This window comes from Pseudomonas sp. NPDC088429, from assembly GCF_044753305.1.
GTDB lineage: Bacteria > Pseudomonadota > Gammaproteobacteria > Pseudomonadales > Pseudomonadaceae > Aquipseudomonas > Aquipseudomonas rustica.
The window spans coordinates 23,308-38,244 of sequence record NZ_JBIVMX010000054.1; the positions used below are offsets into that span (position 1 = coordinate 23,308).

14 protein-coding genes and 1 pseudogene are annotated in these 14,937 nt (G+C 61.3%); 13 read left to right on the plus strand and 2 right to left on the minus strand.

Annotation, left to right across the window (positions count from 1 at the left end):
• Nucleotides 1-29: 29 nt before the first annotated feature.
• Nucleotides 30-200, plus strand: a pseudogene (locus ACIP66_RS21970) (ABC transporter permease); the annotation flags it as partial.
• 152 nt (nucleotides 201-352) lie between these two features.
• On the opposite strand, the gene ACIP66_RS21975 reads toward ACIP66_RS21970, so the two are convergent.
• Entirely contained in the window at nucleotides 353-871 is a 519-nt protein-coding gene (locus tag ACIP66_RS21975; RefSeq protein WP_212543796.1) for a DUF2062 domain-containing protein, read from the minus strand.
• 136 nt (nucleotides 872-1,007) lie between these two features.
• On the opposite strand from ACIP66_RS21975, the gene ACIP66_RS21980 reads away from it, so the two are divergent.
• The 12 genes from ACIP66_RS21980 (at nucleotide 1,008) to ACIP66_RS22035 (ending at nucleotide 12,530) form a co-directional block, all read left to right on the plus strand.
• Nucleotides 1,008-3,242 carry a DNA internalization-related competence protein ComEC/Rec2 gene (locus tag ACIP66_RS21980; protein ID WP_400650819.1) on the plus strand — a complete coding sequence of 745 codons (2,235 nt, stop codon included), beginning with the start codon at nucleotides 1,008-1,010 and terminating at the stop codon, nucleotides 3,240-3,242.
• Nucleotides 3,243-3,343: 101 nt separating this feature from the next.
• The gene (locus ACIP66_RS21985) at nucleotides 3,344-3,979 is read left to right on the plus strand and encodes a MotA/TolQ/ExbB proton channel family protein (protein ID WP_007908216.1); all 636 of its coding nucleotides are present in this window, start codon (nucleotides 3,344-3,346) and stop codon (nucleotides 3,977-3,979) included.
• Complete coding sequence (locus tag ACIP66_RS21990; protein WP_007908223.1) at nucleotides 3,976-4,404, plus strand: biopolymer transporter ExbD; 429 nt, start codon at nucleotides 3,976-3,978, stop codon at nucleotides 4,402-4,404. Before ACIP66_RS21985 ends, ACIP66_RS21990 begins: the two co-directional genes overlap by 4 nt.
• Entirely contained in the window at nucleotides 4,404-5,414 is a 1,011-nt protein-coding gene (lpxK, locus tag ACIP66_RS21995; RefSeq protein WP_400650822.1) for a tetraacyldisaccharide 4'-kinase, read from the plus strand. The genes ACIP66_RS21990 and lpxK overlap by 1 nt, the downstream gene beginning before the upstream one ends.
• 21 nt (nucleotides 5,415-5,435) lie before the next feature.
• A complete protein-coding gene (locus ACIP66_RS22000; protein ID WP_003174668.1) occupies nucleotides 5,436-5,621 on the plus strand; it encodes a Trm112 family protein in 186 nt (61 codons plus the stop codon).
• Nucleotides 5,618-6,382, plus strand: a complete 765-nt coding sequence (gene kdsB / locus ACIP66_RS22005; protein ID WP_053122642.1) for a 3-deoxy-manno-octulosonate cytidylyltransferase — start codon at nucleotides 5,618-5,620, stop codon at nucleotides 6,380-6,382. Before ACIP66_RS22000 ends, kdsB begins: the two co-directional genes overlap by 4 nt.
• Nucleotides 6,382-6,846 carry a low molecular weight protein-tyrosine-phosphatase gene (locus ACIP66_RS22010; RefSeq protein ID WP_053122639.1) on the plus strand — a complete coding sequence of 155 codons (465 nt, stop codon included), beginning with the start codon at nucleotides 6,382-6,384 and terminating at the stop codon, nucleotides 6,844-6,846. Before kdsB ends, ACIP66_RS22010 begins: the two co-directional genes overlap by 1 nt.
• The gene (murB, locus tag ACIP66_RS22015) at nucleotides 6,843-7,862 is read left to right on the plus strand and encodes a UDP-N-acetylmuramate dehydrogenase (protein ID WP_053122636.1); all 1,020 of its coding nucleotides are present in this window, start codon (nucleotides 6,843-6,845) and stop codon (nucleotides 7,860-7,862) included. The genes ACIP66_RS22010 and murB overlap by 4 nt, the downstream gene beginning before the upstream one ends.
• Nucleotides 7,863-8,174: 312 nt before the next feature.
• On the plus strand, nucleotides 8,175-8,645 hold the full coding sequence (locus ACIP66_RS22020; RefSeq protein WP_053122632.1) for a (2Fe-2S)-binding protein: 471 nt from the start codon (nucleotides 8,175-8,177) through the stop codon (nucleotides 8,643-8,645).
• Nucleotides 8,642-10,963 (plus strand): molybdopterin cofactor-binding domain-containing protein, encoded by a 2,322-nt coding sequence (locus ACIP66_RS22025; protein WP_400650828.1) that lies wholly within the window; start codon nucleotides 8,642-8,644, stop codon nucleotides 10,961-10,963. The genes ACIP66_RS22020 and ACIP66_RS22025 overlap by 4 nt, the downstream gene beginning before the upstream one ends.
• The gene (locus ACIP66_RS22030; RefSeq protein WP_400650830.1) at nucleotides 10,963-11,943 is read left to right on the plus strand and encodes an XdhC family protein; all 981 of its coding nucleotides are present in this window, start codon (nucleotides 10,963-10,965) and stop codon (nucleotides 11,941-11,943) included. The genes ACIP66_RS22025 and ACIP66_RS22030 overlap by 1 nt, the downstream gene beginning before the upstream one ends.
• Nucleotides 11,940-12,530: a nucleotidyltransferase family protein gene (locus ACIP66_RS22035; protein ID WP_400650833.1), complete on the plus strand. Its 591-nt coding sequence runs from the start codon at nucleotides 11,940-11,942 to the stop codon at nucleotides 12,528-12,530. Before ACIP66_RS22030 ends, ACIP66_RS22035 begins: the two co-directional genes overlap by 4 nt.
• Before the next feature lie 160 nt (nucleotides 12,531-12,690).
• Here ACIP66_RS22035 and ACIP66_RS22040 read toward each other — a convergent pair.
• On the minus strand, nucleotides 12,691-14,937 hold a 2,247-nt coding region (locus ACIP66_RS22040), incomplete at its 5' end, for a ribonuclease E/G (RefSeq protein ID WP_400650835.1).

Genomic DNA, 14,937 nt, shown 5'->3' on the forward strand with positions numbered 1-14,937 from the left:
CATAGCGGAGGCCGTTTTGCATTGAGGATGTGTCGTTGGCCAACCCGGTGCTGCACGTGGTCAACGCCTTCCGTTACGGCATTCTCGGTGTGTCCGACATCAAGATCGGCATCGCCATCACCTTCATGCTGGTGGCGACGGTGGTGCTGTACCTCGGTTGTGCGCGGTTGCTGGTGAGTGGGCGCGGGATGCGTACCTGATCCACACACAATCCCTGTAGGAGCTGCCGAAGGCTGCGATCTTTTGATCTTGAAGATCACAATCAAAAGATCGCAGCGTGCCGCAGCTCCTACAGATAGTGTCCAGATAGCACAAACCAAAACGGCCTCCCATCGCGGAGGCCGTTTTGCATTCAGGATTTGCGACTTTTCTTGCGCCGTGCCCACTGCCGCGCCACCCACCAACGCCAATACATCATCACCATAAAATAGGCGAGGGCACCGAGCACCAGCCCCACCACCACCGATCCCAGCAAAAACGGCTGCCACAACGTCGACAACTCACCGCTGATCCATTCCCAGGTCAGCTCATCGGGCAGATGCCGCGCGGGCACATCCATCAGCCACGCCCCGGCCTGATAGGTGCAGAAAAACACCGCCGGCATAGTGATCGGATTGGTCAGCCAGACCAGGCTAACCGCAATCGGCATATTGCCGCGCACCATGACGGCAAGCGCGGCAGCCACCAGCATCTGCGCCGGAATCGGCAGGAAAGCGGCAAACAATCCGACCGCCATCGCCCGCGCGACCGAGTGGCGATTGAGGTGCCAGAGGTTCGGGTCATGCAGCAACTTGCCGAGAAAGCGTAAGGATTTGTGTTCCCTGATGCTCGTCGGGTCGGGCATGTAACGTTTGAATAAGCGCCGGGGCATAAGGCTTCTCGGTCGGTTAAGGCGGCAAGTATGTCTGGATTCAATGAACCGCCCATTCAGACTTTGTGACAATTGTTGACGGCGCGAGTGCGCAACACCCGCTATGCCTAAGAACGGGACTCTCAAGGACGGGCTTATGCGCACAGGGATGATGGCGCTGGCAGTCGGTCTGCTGGCCCCGATGTTTTTACCGGCATTACCGCCGGTCGGGTTGATGCTGGTGTTGCCGGTGGTGGGTTTGATGCTGCTGCCGTTTCGCAGCTATCCCTTGGCATTTTTATTGTTTGGCTTTACCTGGGCTTGTGTGAGTGCGCAATGGGCGCTGAATGATCGATTGCCCGCCCATCTCGACGGTGAAACCCGTTGGCTCGAAGGGCGGGTGGTTGGCTTGCCGCAAAATGCGGACGGCGTGGTGCGTTTCGAACTGGCCGATGCGCACTCGCGTCACGAAAAACTGCCGTCGCTGCTGCGTCTGGCCTGGTACGCCGGGCCGCCGGTCAACAGCGGCGAGCGCTGGCGACTGGCAGTCAAACTCAAGCGTCCCGTTGGTTTGCTCAATCCGGATGCGTTCGATTATGAGGCGTGGCTGCTCGCGCAACGTGTCGGCGCGACCGGCACAATCAAGGATGGCCAGCGCCTGAGTGAAGCACGCTGGGCCTGGCGCGACAGCATTCGTCAGCGCTTGCTGGCAGTCGACGCGCAAGGTCGCGCCGGAGCATTGGCGGCGCTGGTGCTGGGCGACGGTTCGGGGCTCAGTCGTGAGGATTGGCAGATTTTGCAGGACACCGGCACTGTGCATTTGCTGGTGATTTCCGGGCAGCACATCGGTTTGCTGGCGGCGGTGATGTACCTGCTGATTGCCGGGCTCGCGCGTTTTGGACTGTGGCCATTGCGCTGGCCATGGTTGCCGTGGGCCTGCGGATTGGCGTTCGCGGCGGCGCTGGGTTACGCCTTGCTCGCTGGTTTCGATGTGCCGGTGCAGCGCGCCTGCGTGATGGTCGGATTAGTGCTGTTGTGGCGCCTGCGCTTTCGTCATCTGGGTGCATGGTGGCCGCTGTTGCTGGCGTTCAACGGCGTGCTGTTGCTGGAACCGCTTGCCAGTTTGCGTCCGGGTTTGTGGCTGTCGTTCGCGGCAGTTGCGGTGTTGATTTTCACCTTTGGCGGCCGCTTGGGCGCGTGGCGTTGGTGGCAAACGTGGACGCGGGCGCAATGGTTGATTGCCATCGGTTTATGCCCGGTGCTGCTGGCGCTGAATCTGCCGATCAGTCTGAGCGGGCCGTTGGCGAATTTGCTCGCGGTGCCGTGGATCAGTCTGGTGGTGTTGCCGCCGGCGCTGCTCGGCACTGTGTTGTTGCCGGTTCCTTATGTCGGCGAAGGGCTGCTGTGGCTGGCCGGTGGCTTGATCGATTGGCTGTTTCGCGCGCTGGCGCTGATTGCCGGGCAATGGCCTGCGTGGACTGCGCCGTCGATACCGTTCTGGGTGTGGATTCTCGGCAGTCTCGGCGCCGTGCTGTTGCTATTGCCACGCGGGGTGCCGCTGCGGCCGCTGGGCTGGCCGTTGCTGCTGATTCTGGTGGTGCCGCCGCGCGAGCGACTGGACGAGGGATTGGCCGATGTCTGGCAGCTCGATGTCGGCCAAGGCCTGGCGATCCTGATCCGAACCCGCCATCACACGCTGCTCTACGACGCCGGCCCGCGCTTCGGCGATTTCGATCTCGGCGAACGCGTGGTGCTGCCAGCCTTGCGCAAACTCAGCGTGGACAATCTTGATGTGATGCTGCTCAGTCACGCCGACGCCGATCATGCCGGCGGTGCGCTGGCGATTGCGCGGGGCATGAAAGTCGTCCGTGTATTGAGCGGCGATCCGCCGGGCCTGCCTGCCGAATTGAGCGCTGAAGCCTGCGAAAGTGGCGAGCAATGGCAGTGGGACGGTGTGCGTTTTCAACTGTGGATGTGGGCGGACGCCCGCGACAGCAACCAGCGCTCCTGCGTGTTGCAGATCGAAGCCAACGGCGAGCGTTTGCTGCTGACCGGCGATATCGATGTGCATGCCGAGCGCGTTCTGCTCGACAGTCCACTGGCGGTGCCGACGCAATGGCTGCAATCCCCGCACCATGGCAGTCGTAGCTCGTCATCCATGGCCCTGCTCAACGCGCTGAAGCCCGAAGCCGTGCTGATCTCCCGAGGCCACGGCAACTCCTTCGGCCATCCGCACCCGACCGTGCTGGCGCGTTATCGCAAACAAGGCCTGCGCATCTACGACAGCGCCGAGCAGGGCGCCATTCATCTGCAACTGGGCCGCTTTCAAGCGCCGTGGACGATGCGTCAACAGCGGCGTTTCTGGCGCGATCCGCCTGCGCTCGCCCGTTGATCGGTGCCAGCATGGATGGCACATCACGGTCGTCGGAGCGGCGGGTCTTAATCGCGGATCGGTATGGTAAAGTGGCGCACTTTTTCGAGGGGACTGTCACTGTGTGGGAATTGGTCAAATCCGGCGGCTGGATGATGTTGCCGATCATTCTGAGTTCCATCGCGGCCATGGCGATTGTCGCCGAGCGCCTGTGGACCCTGCGCGCCAGTCGCGTCACCCCCGAGCATTTGTTGGGCCAGGTCTGGGTCTGGATCAAGGACAAACAGCTCAATAAAGAAAAACTCAAGGAATTGCGCGCCAACTCGCCGCTGGGGGAAATCCTCGCCGCGGGTCTGGCCAACTCCAAGCATGGTCGCGAGATCATGAAAGAGTGCATCGAAGAGGCCGCCGCTCGCGTCATCCACGAGCTCGAACGCTACGTCAACGCGCTGGGCACCATCGCTGCGATGTCGCCGTTGCTGGGCCTGTTGGGTACGGTGCTGGGCATGATCGACATTTTCAGTGCCTTCACCGGTTCCGGCATGACCACCAACGCCTCGGTATTGGCCGGTGGTATCTCGAAAGCGTTGATCACCACGGCAGCGGGCCTGATGGTCGGTATTCCGGCGGTGTTCTTCCACCGGTTCCTGCAACGCCGCATCGACGAGTTGGTGGTCGGCATGGAGCAGGAAGCGATCAAACTGGTTGAAGTGGTGCAGGGCGACCGTGACGTCGATCTGGCCGAGGGCCGCGCGTGAAATTTCGTCGCAAACCACGGGAAACGATCGACATCAACCTCGCGTCGCTGATCGACGTGGTGTTTATCCTGCTGCTGTTTTTCGTCGTGACCACCACGTTTACCCGCGAAACCCAGTTGCGCGTTGATCTGCCGGAAGCCGTCAGCGGCTCGCCCGCCGAAGATCAGCAGCTCAAGCAGATCGACGTGGCCATCAGCGCTGAAGGCGTGTTTTCGGTGAACAACAAGATTCTGCCGAAGAACGATCTGGCGACATTGATGGAAGCCATGCAGAAAGAATCCAACGGTGACACCAATATGCCGTTGTCGATCAGTGCTGACGGCAAGACTCAACACCAATCCGTGATCACCGCCATGGACGCGGCCGGCAAGCTCGGTTTCAGCCATCTGCGCATGACCACGGTCGAGGCGGCGCCCAAATCCTGATGAGCCTGTCCGATCGCTTGCTCGCCGCGTGGTATCAGGGGCACCCGGCCCTGACGTTGCTGCGGCCGCTGGAAATGTTGTATCGCCGCGTGGTGGTCAACAAGCGTCAGCGTTTTCTCGATGGCCAAGGTGAAATTTATCAGCCGCCCGTGCCATTGATCGTGGTCGGCAACATCACCGTGGGCGGCACCGGCAAAACGCCGATGATCCTCTGGTTGATCGAACACTGCCGGCGCAGCGGTTTGCGGGTTGGTGTGGTTAGCCGTGGTTACGGGGCGAAGCCGCCGCAATTGCCATGGCGCGTCGAGGCCGACCAGACCGCTGACATCGCTGGCGACGAGCCACTACTGATCGTCCAGCGCACCGGCGTGCCATTGATGATCGATCCCGATCGCAGCGCCGCCGTCAAAGCCTTGCTCGCCAGTGAACCGCTGGATCTGATTCTCTCCGACGATGGCATGCAGCATTACCGTCTGGCGCGAGACCTGGAGCTGGTGTTGATTGATGCCGCTCGCGGTCTCGGCAACAAGCGCTGCCTGCCGGCGGGGCCGTTGCGTGAGCCGATCGAACGTCTGCAAAGCGTCGACGGCGTATTGTTCAATGGTGCCACCGAAGATCGCGACGACGGTTTCGCTTTCCATCTGCAACCGACCGCGCTGGTCAATCTGCGCAGCGGCGAGCGTAAACAGCTCGATCTTTTTCCAGCAGGCCAGGCCGTGCACGCAGTCGCCGGGATCGGCAATCCGCAACGTTTCTTCAATACCCTCGAAGCGCTAGACTGGCGCGCAGTCCCGCATGCTTTTGCCGACCACGCCGAATACAGCGTGCAAGCCTTGAATTTCACACCGTCATTGCCGTTGGTGATGACCGAAAAGGACGCGGTGAAGTGCCGTGCCTTCGCTGCTGCCGACTGGTGGTATCTGGCGGTCGATGCCGTGCCGTCGCCGGCCTTCGTGGCCTGGTTCGACACACAGCTGATGCGCCTGCTGCCCGATCGGCTTTTGCCTTAACTCATTTATCAGGGAAAGTTCATGGACACCAAATTGCTCGACATCCTCGCGTGCCCGATCTGCAAAGGCCCGCTCAAGCTCAGCGCCGACAAGACCGAACTGATCAGCAAGGGTGCCGGCCTGGCGTACCCGATCCGCGATGGCATTCCGGTGATGCTCGAAAGCGAAGCCCGCACCCTGACCACTGACGAGCGTCTGGATAAATGACCACCGCGTTCACCGTTGTCATCCCGTCGCGTTACGCCTCGACCCGTCTGCCCGGCAAACCGCTGCTGGACATCGCCGGCAAGCCGATGATCCAGCACGTCTGGGAACAGGCGAGCAAAAGCAGCGCGAGCCGCGTGGTCGTTGCGACTGACGATCCGCGCATCGTCGAGGCCTGCAAAGGCTTTGGCGCCGAGGTGGTGCTGACCCGTGAAGATCACAATTCCGGCACTGATCGTCTGGCTGAAGTCGCAGCGAAACTGGGCCTTGAGCCTGACGCGATCGTGGTCAACGTGCAGGGCGACGAGCCGCTGATCCCGCCGAGCGTGATCGATCAGGTCGCTGCCAATCTGGCCGCGCACACCGAAGCGCGCATGGCCACGCTGGCCGAGCCGATCGAAGACGTGGAAACCCTGTTCAATCCGAACGTGGTCAAGGTCGTCAGCGACATCAACGGTCTGGCGCTGACCTTCAGCCGCGCGACTTTGCCATGGGCACGCGATGCCTTCGCCAAAAGCCGCGAGCAACTGCCGGAAGGTGTGCCGTACCGTCGCCATATCGGCATTTATGCCTACCGCGCCGGGTTCCTTCAGGACTTCGTGAGCTGGGGCCCGTGCTGGCTGGAAAACACTGAATCCCTCGAGCAACTGCGTGCGCTGTGGCACGGCGTGCGTATTCATGTTGCTGACGCGTTGATCGCGCCGCCGACTGGCGTCGACACCGTCGAAGACCTCGAGCGCGTTCGTCGCCTGCTGGGGGCCTGATGCGCGTTCTGTTTGTGTGCCTGGGCAACATTTGCCGTTCGCCCACGGCTGAAGGCGTGTTACGCCACAAGTTGCGCGCCGCAGGGCTGGCGGATCAGGTTGAAGTGGCCTCCGCCGGCACCGGTGACTGGCACGTCGGCAATCCGCCGGACAAACGTAGCCAGGCCGCTGCCAAAGTGCGCGGTTATGACTTGTCGGCGCAACGCGCGCAGCAAGTCAGCCGCGCCGATTTCGCCAGTTACGACCTGATTCTGGCGATGGACAACAGCAACCTGCGCAACCTCAAAGCCCTGCAACCGTCCACCGGCCGCGCCGAACTGGATCTGTTCCTGCGCCGTTATGCCGGGCTCGTCGATGAAGTGCCGGATCCGTATTACGACGGCGATCAAGGGTTTGAGCAGGTGCTGGATCTGATTGAAGCGGCTTGTGACCAATTGTTGATCGAAGTAAAGGGCCGGTTATGAGTTTGCAGGTGCAACCGCAGGTTTCCCTGAAACCGTTCAACAGTTTTGGCGTCGACGTTCGCGCGCAACTGTTCGCCGAAGCCCATAGCGATGGCGATGTTCGTGAAGCGCTGGCCTATGCCGTTGCTCATGATGTGCCGCTGCTGGTGATCGGCGGTGGCAGCAATTTGCTGCTCACGGCAGATATTCCGGCGCTGGTGCTGCGCATGGCTACACGCGGGATTCGTGTGATCAGCGACGACGGCAACCGTGTGGTGATCGAGGCAGAAGCGGGCGAACCGTGGCATCCGTTCGTGCAGCACACGCTGGCGCTAGGATTTTCCGGACTGGAAAACCTCAGCCTGATTCCTGGCACCGTAGGTGCTGCGCCGATGCAGAACATTGGCGCTTACGGTGTCGAGATCAAGGATGTCTTTGCCGGGCTCACCGCGCTGGATCGCCAGACCGGCGAGCTGCGCGACTTCAGCCTCGAAGAGTGCAACTTCGCCTACCGCGACAGCCTGTTCAAACAGCAGCCGGGGCGTTGGTTGATTCTGCGCGTGCGTTTCAAACTGGATCGCGTCGCCCATCTGCATCTGGAATACGGCCCAGTGCGTCAGCGCCTGACCGAGCAGGGCATCGAACAACCGACGCCGACCGACGTCAGTCGCGCGATTTGCAGCATCCGCAGCGAAAAACTGCCGGATCCGGCGGTGCTCGGCAATGCTGGCAGTTTCTTCAAGAACCCGCTGGTGTCGGCGGCCATCGTCGCGCAGATCAAAGCGCAGCATCCGGATGTGGTGGCTTATGCGCAGCCGGACGGGCAGATGAAGCTGGCAGCCGGTTGGCTGATCGAACGCGCCGGTTGGAAAGGTTTCCGTGAAGCCGATGCCGGCGTGCATAAATTGCAGGCGCTGGTGCTGGTCAATTACGGCGCGGCGACCGGCCTGCAATTGCTCGATCTGGCGCAACGTATCCAGAAAGACATTGCCGAACGTTTCAATGTCGACCTGGAAATGGAGCCCAATCGGTATTGAAGCAGCTGTGAGCTTCAAGCTTCTAGCGGCAAGCTACAATCTTGAGCGTGAGCCAGCTACTGCTCTTACTTGCAGCTTGCAGCTAAAAGCTCGCAACTGAAAAGCCCTGTCTCAGCAGGGCTTTTTCGTTAATGCTGGGTTAACTTAGCGAGCTAACGATAACCGTCATTTGCTCCACCAAAGGCCCGGTGCAGACATTCGCGTCGACACAAGAGAGCCTCATTAGCCTGAGTCGATCTGCGTGAACCACCGCCGATGTAACGGCGGCAGATTGCTCGACCCCATAACCACCAAAAATATGCGGGCGTGCCCATGATTACCCTGAAACTCAATGGCCAGGATCATTCTCTCGACGTCACGGAGGACATGCCGCTGCTCTGGGCGATCCGCGACGTTGCCGGTTACAACGGCACCAAGTTCGGCTGCGGCATGGGCCTGTGTGGCGCGTGCACCATTCATATCGATGGCTTGCCGGCGCGCAGTTGCATCACGCCGATCGGCTCGGTGATCGGGCAGAACGTCACCACCATCGACAACCTGCACGCTGACCCGGTCGGGCAAGTCGTCCAGCAAGCCTGGCTCGATACGGCGGTCGCGCAGTGCGGTTTCTGTCAGGGCGGGCAAATCATGTCGGCCACCGCGTTGCTCAAAACCAATCCAAACCCGAGCGACGAGCAGATCGAAGAAGCCATGGTCGGCAACATTTGCCGCTGCGGTACTTACAACCGCATCAAAACCGCGATCCGCCAAGCCTCCACGCATTTGAAGGAGGCGAAAGCATGAGCCGCCTTCCGAATGATTTCGCCCTGAGCAATCTCAGTCGCCGCGGTTTCCTCAAAGGCGTCGGCGCGACGGGCGCGTTGGTGCTGGCCGCGAGTTGGGGTTGGCAGGATGCGCTGGCCGACGAGAAAGAAAAGAAATTCGGCGCTGACGGCATGCCCAACGGCTGGATTGATGACCCGAAAGTCTACGTGAGCATTGCCGCTGACGGCACGGTCACCGTGGTCTGCAACCGTTCGGAGATGGGGCAGGGCGTGCGCACCAGTCTGACCATGGTGGTTGCCGATGAACTGGACGCCGATTGGGCCAAGGTCAAAGTGCAGCAGGCGCCGGGCGATGAAGTGCGCTTCGGTAATCAGGACACCGACGGTTCGCGCAGCATGCGTCACTGGTACGAACCGATGCGGCGTTGCGGTGCTGCAGCGCGGACGATGCTTGAACAAGCGGCGGCCACGCAGTGGAAAGTGCCGGTCGGCGAATGCCACGCGCAGTTGCACAAAGTCATTCACAAGCCGTCTGGCCGTGAGCTGGGTTATGGCGAACTGGCCGCCGCCGCGAGTGCGTTGGCGGTGCCAGCGCGTGACAGCCTGCGCCTCAAGCAACCGTCGGAATTTCGCTACATCGGCAAGGAAGGCACCAAAGCCATCGACGGTGCCGATATCGTCAACGGCCGCGCGGTGTACGGTGCCGACGTGCATTTCGACGGCATGGTTTACGCGACCATCGCCCGTCCGGCGGTGTATGGCGGCAAGGTCAAATCGCTGGATGACAGCGCTGCACTGAAAGTCCCCGGAGTGCTTAAAGTGCTCCAGATTGAAGGTCGTCCACTGCCTTCTGAATTTCAGCCATTGGGTGGCGTGGCGGTGGTGGCCAGCAATACCTGGGCTGCAATCAAGGGCCGCGAAGCGCTGAAGATCGAGTGGGACGACGGCCCCAACGCCAGTTACGACTCGATCGCCTATCGCAAGGAACTCGAAGCCGCGTCGCTGAAACCCGGCAAAGTGGTGCGCAACACCGGCGATATCGACAAGGCGCTGAGCGGCGCTGCCAGCACACTCGAAGCTTCGTATTATTTGCCGCATCTGGCGCAGGCACCGATGGAGCCAATGGTCGCCATCGCCCGTTACAAGGACGGTGTCTGTGAAGCCTGGGCACCGAGTCAGGCGCCGCAAGTCACCCGCGAGCGTATTGCCGAGCGTCTCGGTCTGCCGTTCGACAACGTCACCTTTAATGTCACGCTGCTCGGCGGCGGTTTCGGGCGCAAGTCGAAACCGGACTTCGTCGTTGAAGCGGCGATTCTCGCCAAAGAATTTCCCGGTAAAGCCGTGCGAGTGCAGTGGACGCGTGAAGATGACATCCACAACTCGTACTTCCACACGGTTTCCGCCGAATATTTGAAAGCAGGCATCGGCAAGGACGGCATGCCGTCCGGCTGGTTGCATCGCACCGTGGCACCGAGCATCACCGCGCTGTTCGCGCCGGGCATGAACCACGAAGCGGCGTTCGAGCTGGGCATGGGTTTCACCAACATGGCCTACGCCATTCCCAACGTACGTCTGGAAAACCCCGAAGCGACCGTGCACACGCGGGTCGGCTGGTATCGCTCGGTGTCGAACATTCCTCATGGTTTCGCCATCCAGAGTTTCGTCGATGAGCTGGCGCACAAGGCCGGTGAAGATCCACTCAAGTACCAGATCAAACTGCTTGGGCCTGATCGCCAGATTGACCCGCGCACGCTGAGTGAAGAGTGGAACTACGGCGAATCTCCAGAGCGTTATCCGATCGATACCGGGCGCATGCGCACCGTGCTGGAAACCGCTGCCAAAGCCGCCGGTTGGGGGCGTAAATTACCCAAGGGCCGTGGCTTGGGGCTGGCGGTGCATTACAGCTTCGTCACCTATGTGGCGGCGGTGATCGAAGTCGAGGTTAAAGACGATGGCACGCTGATCGTGCACAAAGCTGACATCGCCGTGGATTGCGGGCCGCAGATCAACCCTGAGCGGATTCGCTCGCAGTTCGAAGGCGCCTGCGTGATGGGCCTGGGCAACGCGGTGCTGGGTGAAATCAGCTTCAAGGACGGCAAGGTTCAGCAGGACAACTTCCATATGTACGAAGTGGCGCGCATGTCGCTGGCGCCGAAGGAGGTCGCAGTGCATCTGGTGACGCCGCCGAGCGACGTGCCGTTGGGCGGTGTCGGTGAACCGGGTGTGCCGCCGATTGCGCCGGCGCTGTGCAATGCGATTTTTGCTGCCACGGGCAAGCGCATTCGTAACTTGCCCGTGCGTTATCAACTGCAGGATTGGCAGAAGGCGGACGCCTGATGGACAGTGTCGACCTCAACGTTCTGCGCAGCGTGCTCGAATGGCGCCGCGCCGGGCAGCGGGTGGTGTTGTTTAGCGTCGTGCAAACCTGGGGCACCGCGCCCCGGGCACCCGGTGCGATGCTCGCCCTGCGCGAGGACGGCGTGGTGATCGGTTCGGTGTCGGGCGGCTGCGTCGAGGATGACTTGATCGCCCGCCTGCACGATGGACGGATTGCCAGTGAAGGGCCGCCGGTGCAACTGATCACTTATGGCGTCACTCGGGAGGAGGCGGCGCGGTTTGGCTTGCCCTGCGGAGGTACGTTGCGCCTGACCGAAGAGCGGGTTGGCGATCCGCAGTGGGTCGCCGAGCTGCTCGCGCGTTGTGAAGCCCACGAAATCGTCGCCCGCGAACTGAATATCGAAACCGGTGAAGTGGTTTTGACAGCGGCGAGCAAAACCGATGCTCTGGAGTTCGACGGCAAGGTTCTGCGCGCGATTTACGGCCCGCGCTGGCGCTTGCTGTTGATCGGTGCCGGGCAATTGTCACGCTACGTCGCGGACATGGCACGGTTGCTGGATTTCGAAGTGCTGATCTGCGATCCGCGCACTGAATTCGTCTATGGCTGGGAAGAGCAGCACGGTCGTTTTGTCGCGGGCATGCCGGACGAAGCAGTGTTGAACATTCAGACCGATGAGCGCACGGCGATTGTCGCGTTGACCCACGATCCGCGTCTGGATGATATGGCATTGCTGACCGCGCTGGATTCGCCGGCGTTTTATGTTGGTGCACTCGGCTCGCGGGTCAATAGTTTGAAGCGCCGGGAGAATCTGGCTCAGCTAGGCTTGTCGGTAGAGGCGATTGCTCGATTGCATGGGCCGATCGGTCTGCACATCGGCAGTCATTCGCCGGCGGAGATTGCCTTGTCTTTGCTCGCAGAGATCGTCGCGATCAAAAACGGCGTTGAGTTGAAGCAGAAGAAACCCGTGGAGGGCGCATGAGCCGAACCATTGGCGTGATTGTGTTGGCCGCAGGCGAGGGCAGTCGCTTTCGCAAAGTGGCGGGTGCGGACAAGGATAAGTTGCTCGCCGATTGCACCGGTCGCGATGGCGCGGTGCGCTCGGTGATCGAGCAGGTGCTGGTGAATCTGCCGGCGAGCCTCGACAAGCGTGTACTGGTCACGACGGAAGAACGACCGCAAGCGATGCGCATGGCTCAGGCGTATGGCTGTGAAGTTGTGACGATTGGCACGACCGGTATGGGCGACAGCATTGCGGCGGGCATCGCGACGTGCCCGCAAGCGGATGGCTGGCTGATTGTGCTGGGGGATATGCCGTTTATTTTGCCCTCGAGTATTGAGCGGGTTGTTGCGGCGATGGCTGATGATGCGGTGAGCGTGCCGGTGCAGGACGGTGAGTTTGGGCATCCGGTGGGGTTTGGCCGGTCGTTTGGTGCGGGGTTGCTGGCGTTGAGCGGTGATCGTGGGGCTCGGCCGTTGTTCAAGCAGGGCAGGGTGGTTGAGGTGGCGGTGGATGATCCCGGGGTGTTGTGGGATATCGATGTGCCGGAGGCTTTGGTTTTTAAATAACAGCAAGATCAAAAGATCGCAGCCTTCGGCAGCTCCTACAGGGGAACGCATTTCAAATTGTAGGAGCTGCCGAAGGCTGCGATCTCTTGATCTTTTAAATGGCATAAAAAAAGCCCCGCCAGGCTTTCACCAGGCGGGGCTTTTTTTACAGCTTCAGGAATCAGACGAGGGGTTTAGGCTCGTGTTCTTTTTCCTGGGCTTCTTCGTGGTGCTCTGCTGCGTCTTGAACGGAGCGAGGCGCTTCAGCGATGACCGCTTCAACAACCGCTTGTTCAGCGACGACTTCTGCAACTGGAGCAGCAGCGGCAGCCTGTTCGGCTTCCTTCTGCAGGCGCTCTTCTTCACGCTTGCGACGACGCACTTCACGAGGATCGTTCGGTGCGCGACCGTTTGCAGCCAGAGCGCTGACCGGAGCCACTTCAGCCACCGGAGCAGGAGCTTCGACAACTACCGGCGCTTCGACGACTGGAGCTGGCTCAGCAGCAACCACTGGCTCGGCAGCTTTGGTCTCTTCAACCACTGGAGCTTCGGCAACAGGCGCTTCGTACGCTGGTGCTTCGAACACTGGCGTCTCAACAACCGGCGCTTCAACCACTGGCGCTGGTGTTTCAGCGACAACCGGCTCGGCGACCCAGTTAAAAGCGGTCTGCTCTTCGCGAACTTCACGTACGGTTTCGGTCACGGTTTCAGCGACGGTTTCAACCACCGGCTCAGCAACCACAACTGGAGCCGGCTCTACCTGAGGCAGCGTTTCCTGAACCGGAGCCACTTCGACTTCCGGAGCAGCAACCACTTCTACTGGAGTGGTCGCTTCAACAACCGGCGCTTCCACTGGAGCGGTTTCCTGAACAGCAGCGGTGGCGCGTTCGGCTTGCTCAAAGGCTTGGGCTTCGGCCGGAGCGCTGATCACGGTGCTGGCAACGGCTGCGGTAACAGCCAGGCCGGCGGCCAGATCGGCAGTGCTTGGCTCTTCAGCGTTTTCGCCGGCTTCGGATTCTTCCGAACCTTCGATCACGTTGCCGTTGGCATCACGCTGACGCTCACGACGGTTGCTGCGACGACGCTGACCGCGCGAACGACGACGTGGGCGATCGCCTTCGGCGCTCTCCGAACCGTCTTCCGGCAGTTGCTCTTCGTTGGTGTTCACTTCTTCTTCAGCGACGGCAGCAGCGGCCTGTTCGGCGCGCGGTTGACGCTCTTCACGTGGCGGACGCGGTGCGCGCTCTTCGCGTGGCTGACGAACCGGACGCTCTTCAGCAGCCACCTCGGTGGTCACGGCAGGAGCGGCGTCGAGTGGCTCGCGCAGTTCACGTACACGTTCTTCACGCTCGCCACGTGGCTTGCGATCTTCACGCGGAGCGCGCGGAGCACGTTCTTCACGCGGCGCACGTGGCGCGCGTTCTTCACGGGCGGCTGGCGCTGCTTCGGTACGGGCTTCACGCGGCTCGCGAACTTCACGAGGCTGACGCTCTTCACGCGGCTCGCGTGGGGCGCGTTCTTCACGCGGTGCACGCTCTTCGCGCGGTTTGCGTTCTTCATCGCGGCGACCATTACGGTTGCGGCTCTGTTGACGACCGTTGCGACGCTCTTCGTTACGGGCTGGACGCTCGGCAGCCGGTTTTTCAACCACGGCCGGAGCAACTGGCTCTTCTTTGGTAGCGAACAGGCTGACCAACGACTTCACCAGACCTTTGAACAGGCTTGGTTCTGGCGCGGCAGCCGGAGCCGGCGCGGCGGCAGCAGCAGGTGCGGCCACTTCGGTCGGCACCGGAGCGTTGGCGCGAGCCGGTGCAGTTTTGACCGCGGCTTCCTGGCGAACCAAGGTGCGGGTCGCGGCGGCTGGCTGAACTTCTTCAACTTCGGCAGCGGCGGCAGCGATTTCGTAGCTGGACTGGTTGGTCGCGGCTTCCGGGCTGTCGTCACGCAGGCGCTGAACTTCGAAGTGCGGCGTTTCGAGGTGATCGTTCGGCAGAATGACGATGCGAGCACGGGTGCGCAGTTCGATCTTGGTGATCGAGTTGCGTTTTTCGTTGAGCAGGAACGCGGCCACCGGGATCGGCACTTGTGCGCGAACTTCGGCGGTGCGGTCTTTCAGGGCTTCTTCTTCGATCAGGCGCAGGATCGCCAGCGACAGCGATTCAACGTCACGAATGATGCCGGTGCCGTTGCAACGCGGGCAGACGATGCCGCTGCTTTCGCCCAGCGATGGACGCAGGCGCTGACGCGACATTTCGAGCAGGCCGAAGCGCGAGATGCGGCCGATCTGCACGCGAGCGCGGTCGGCTTCCAGGCATTCGCGGACTTTCTCTTCCACGGCGCGCTGGAAAGCGGTCTCGATCTGGCTTTCGATCTGGAAACGGTTGAACAGCGGAACGCTGTCTTCGTACAGCTTGATCTTGCTGGCGTA

Bases quoted from the DNA above. Each gene is read 5' to 3' on its own strand.
- ACIP66_RS22035 (WP_400650833.1), top strand. From the start codon at position 11,940: ATGAGCCGAACCATTGGCGTGATTGTGTTGGCCGCAGGCGAGGGCAGT.
- ACIP66_RS22030 (WP_400650830.1), top strand. From the start codon at position 10,963: ATGGACAGTGTCGACCTCAACGTTCTGCGCAGCGTGCTCGAATGGCGC.
- ACIP66_RS22010 (WP_053122639.1), top strand. From the start codon at position 6,382: ATGCGCGTTCTGTTTGTGTGCCTGGGCAACATTTGCCGTTCGCCCACG.
- ACIP66_RS22025 (WP_400650828.1), top strand. From the start codon at position 8,642: ATGAGCCGCCTTCCGAATGATTTCGCCCTGAGCAATCTCAGTCGCCGC.
- ACIP66_RS22020 (WP_053122632.1), top strand. From the start codon at position 8,175: ATGATTACCCTGAAACTCAATGGCCAGGATCATTCTCTCGACGTCACG.
- ACIP66_RS21980 (WP_400650819.1), top strand. From the start codon at position 1,008: ATGCGCACAGGGATGATGGCGCTGGCAGTCGGTCTGCTGGCCCCGATG.
- lpxK (WP_400650822.1), top strand. From the start codon at position 4,404: ATGAGCCTGTCCGATCGCTTGCTCGCCGCGTGGTATCAGGGGCACCCG.
- kdsB (WP_053122642.1), top strand. From the start codon at position 5,618: ATGACCACCGCGTTCACCGTTGTCATCCCGTCGCGTTACGCCTCGACC.
- ACIP66_RS21975 (WP_212543796.1), bottom strand. From the start codon at position 871: ATGCCCCGGCGCTTATTCAAACGTTACATGCCCGACCCGACGAGCATC.
- murB (WP_053122636.1), top strand. From the start codon at position 6,843: ATGAGTTTGCAGGTGCAACCGCAGGTTTCCCTGAAACCGTTCAACAGT.
- ACIP66_RS22000 (WP_003174668.1), top strand. From the start codon at position 5,436: ATGGACACCAAATTGCTCGACATCCTCGCGTGCCCGATCTGCAAAGGC.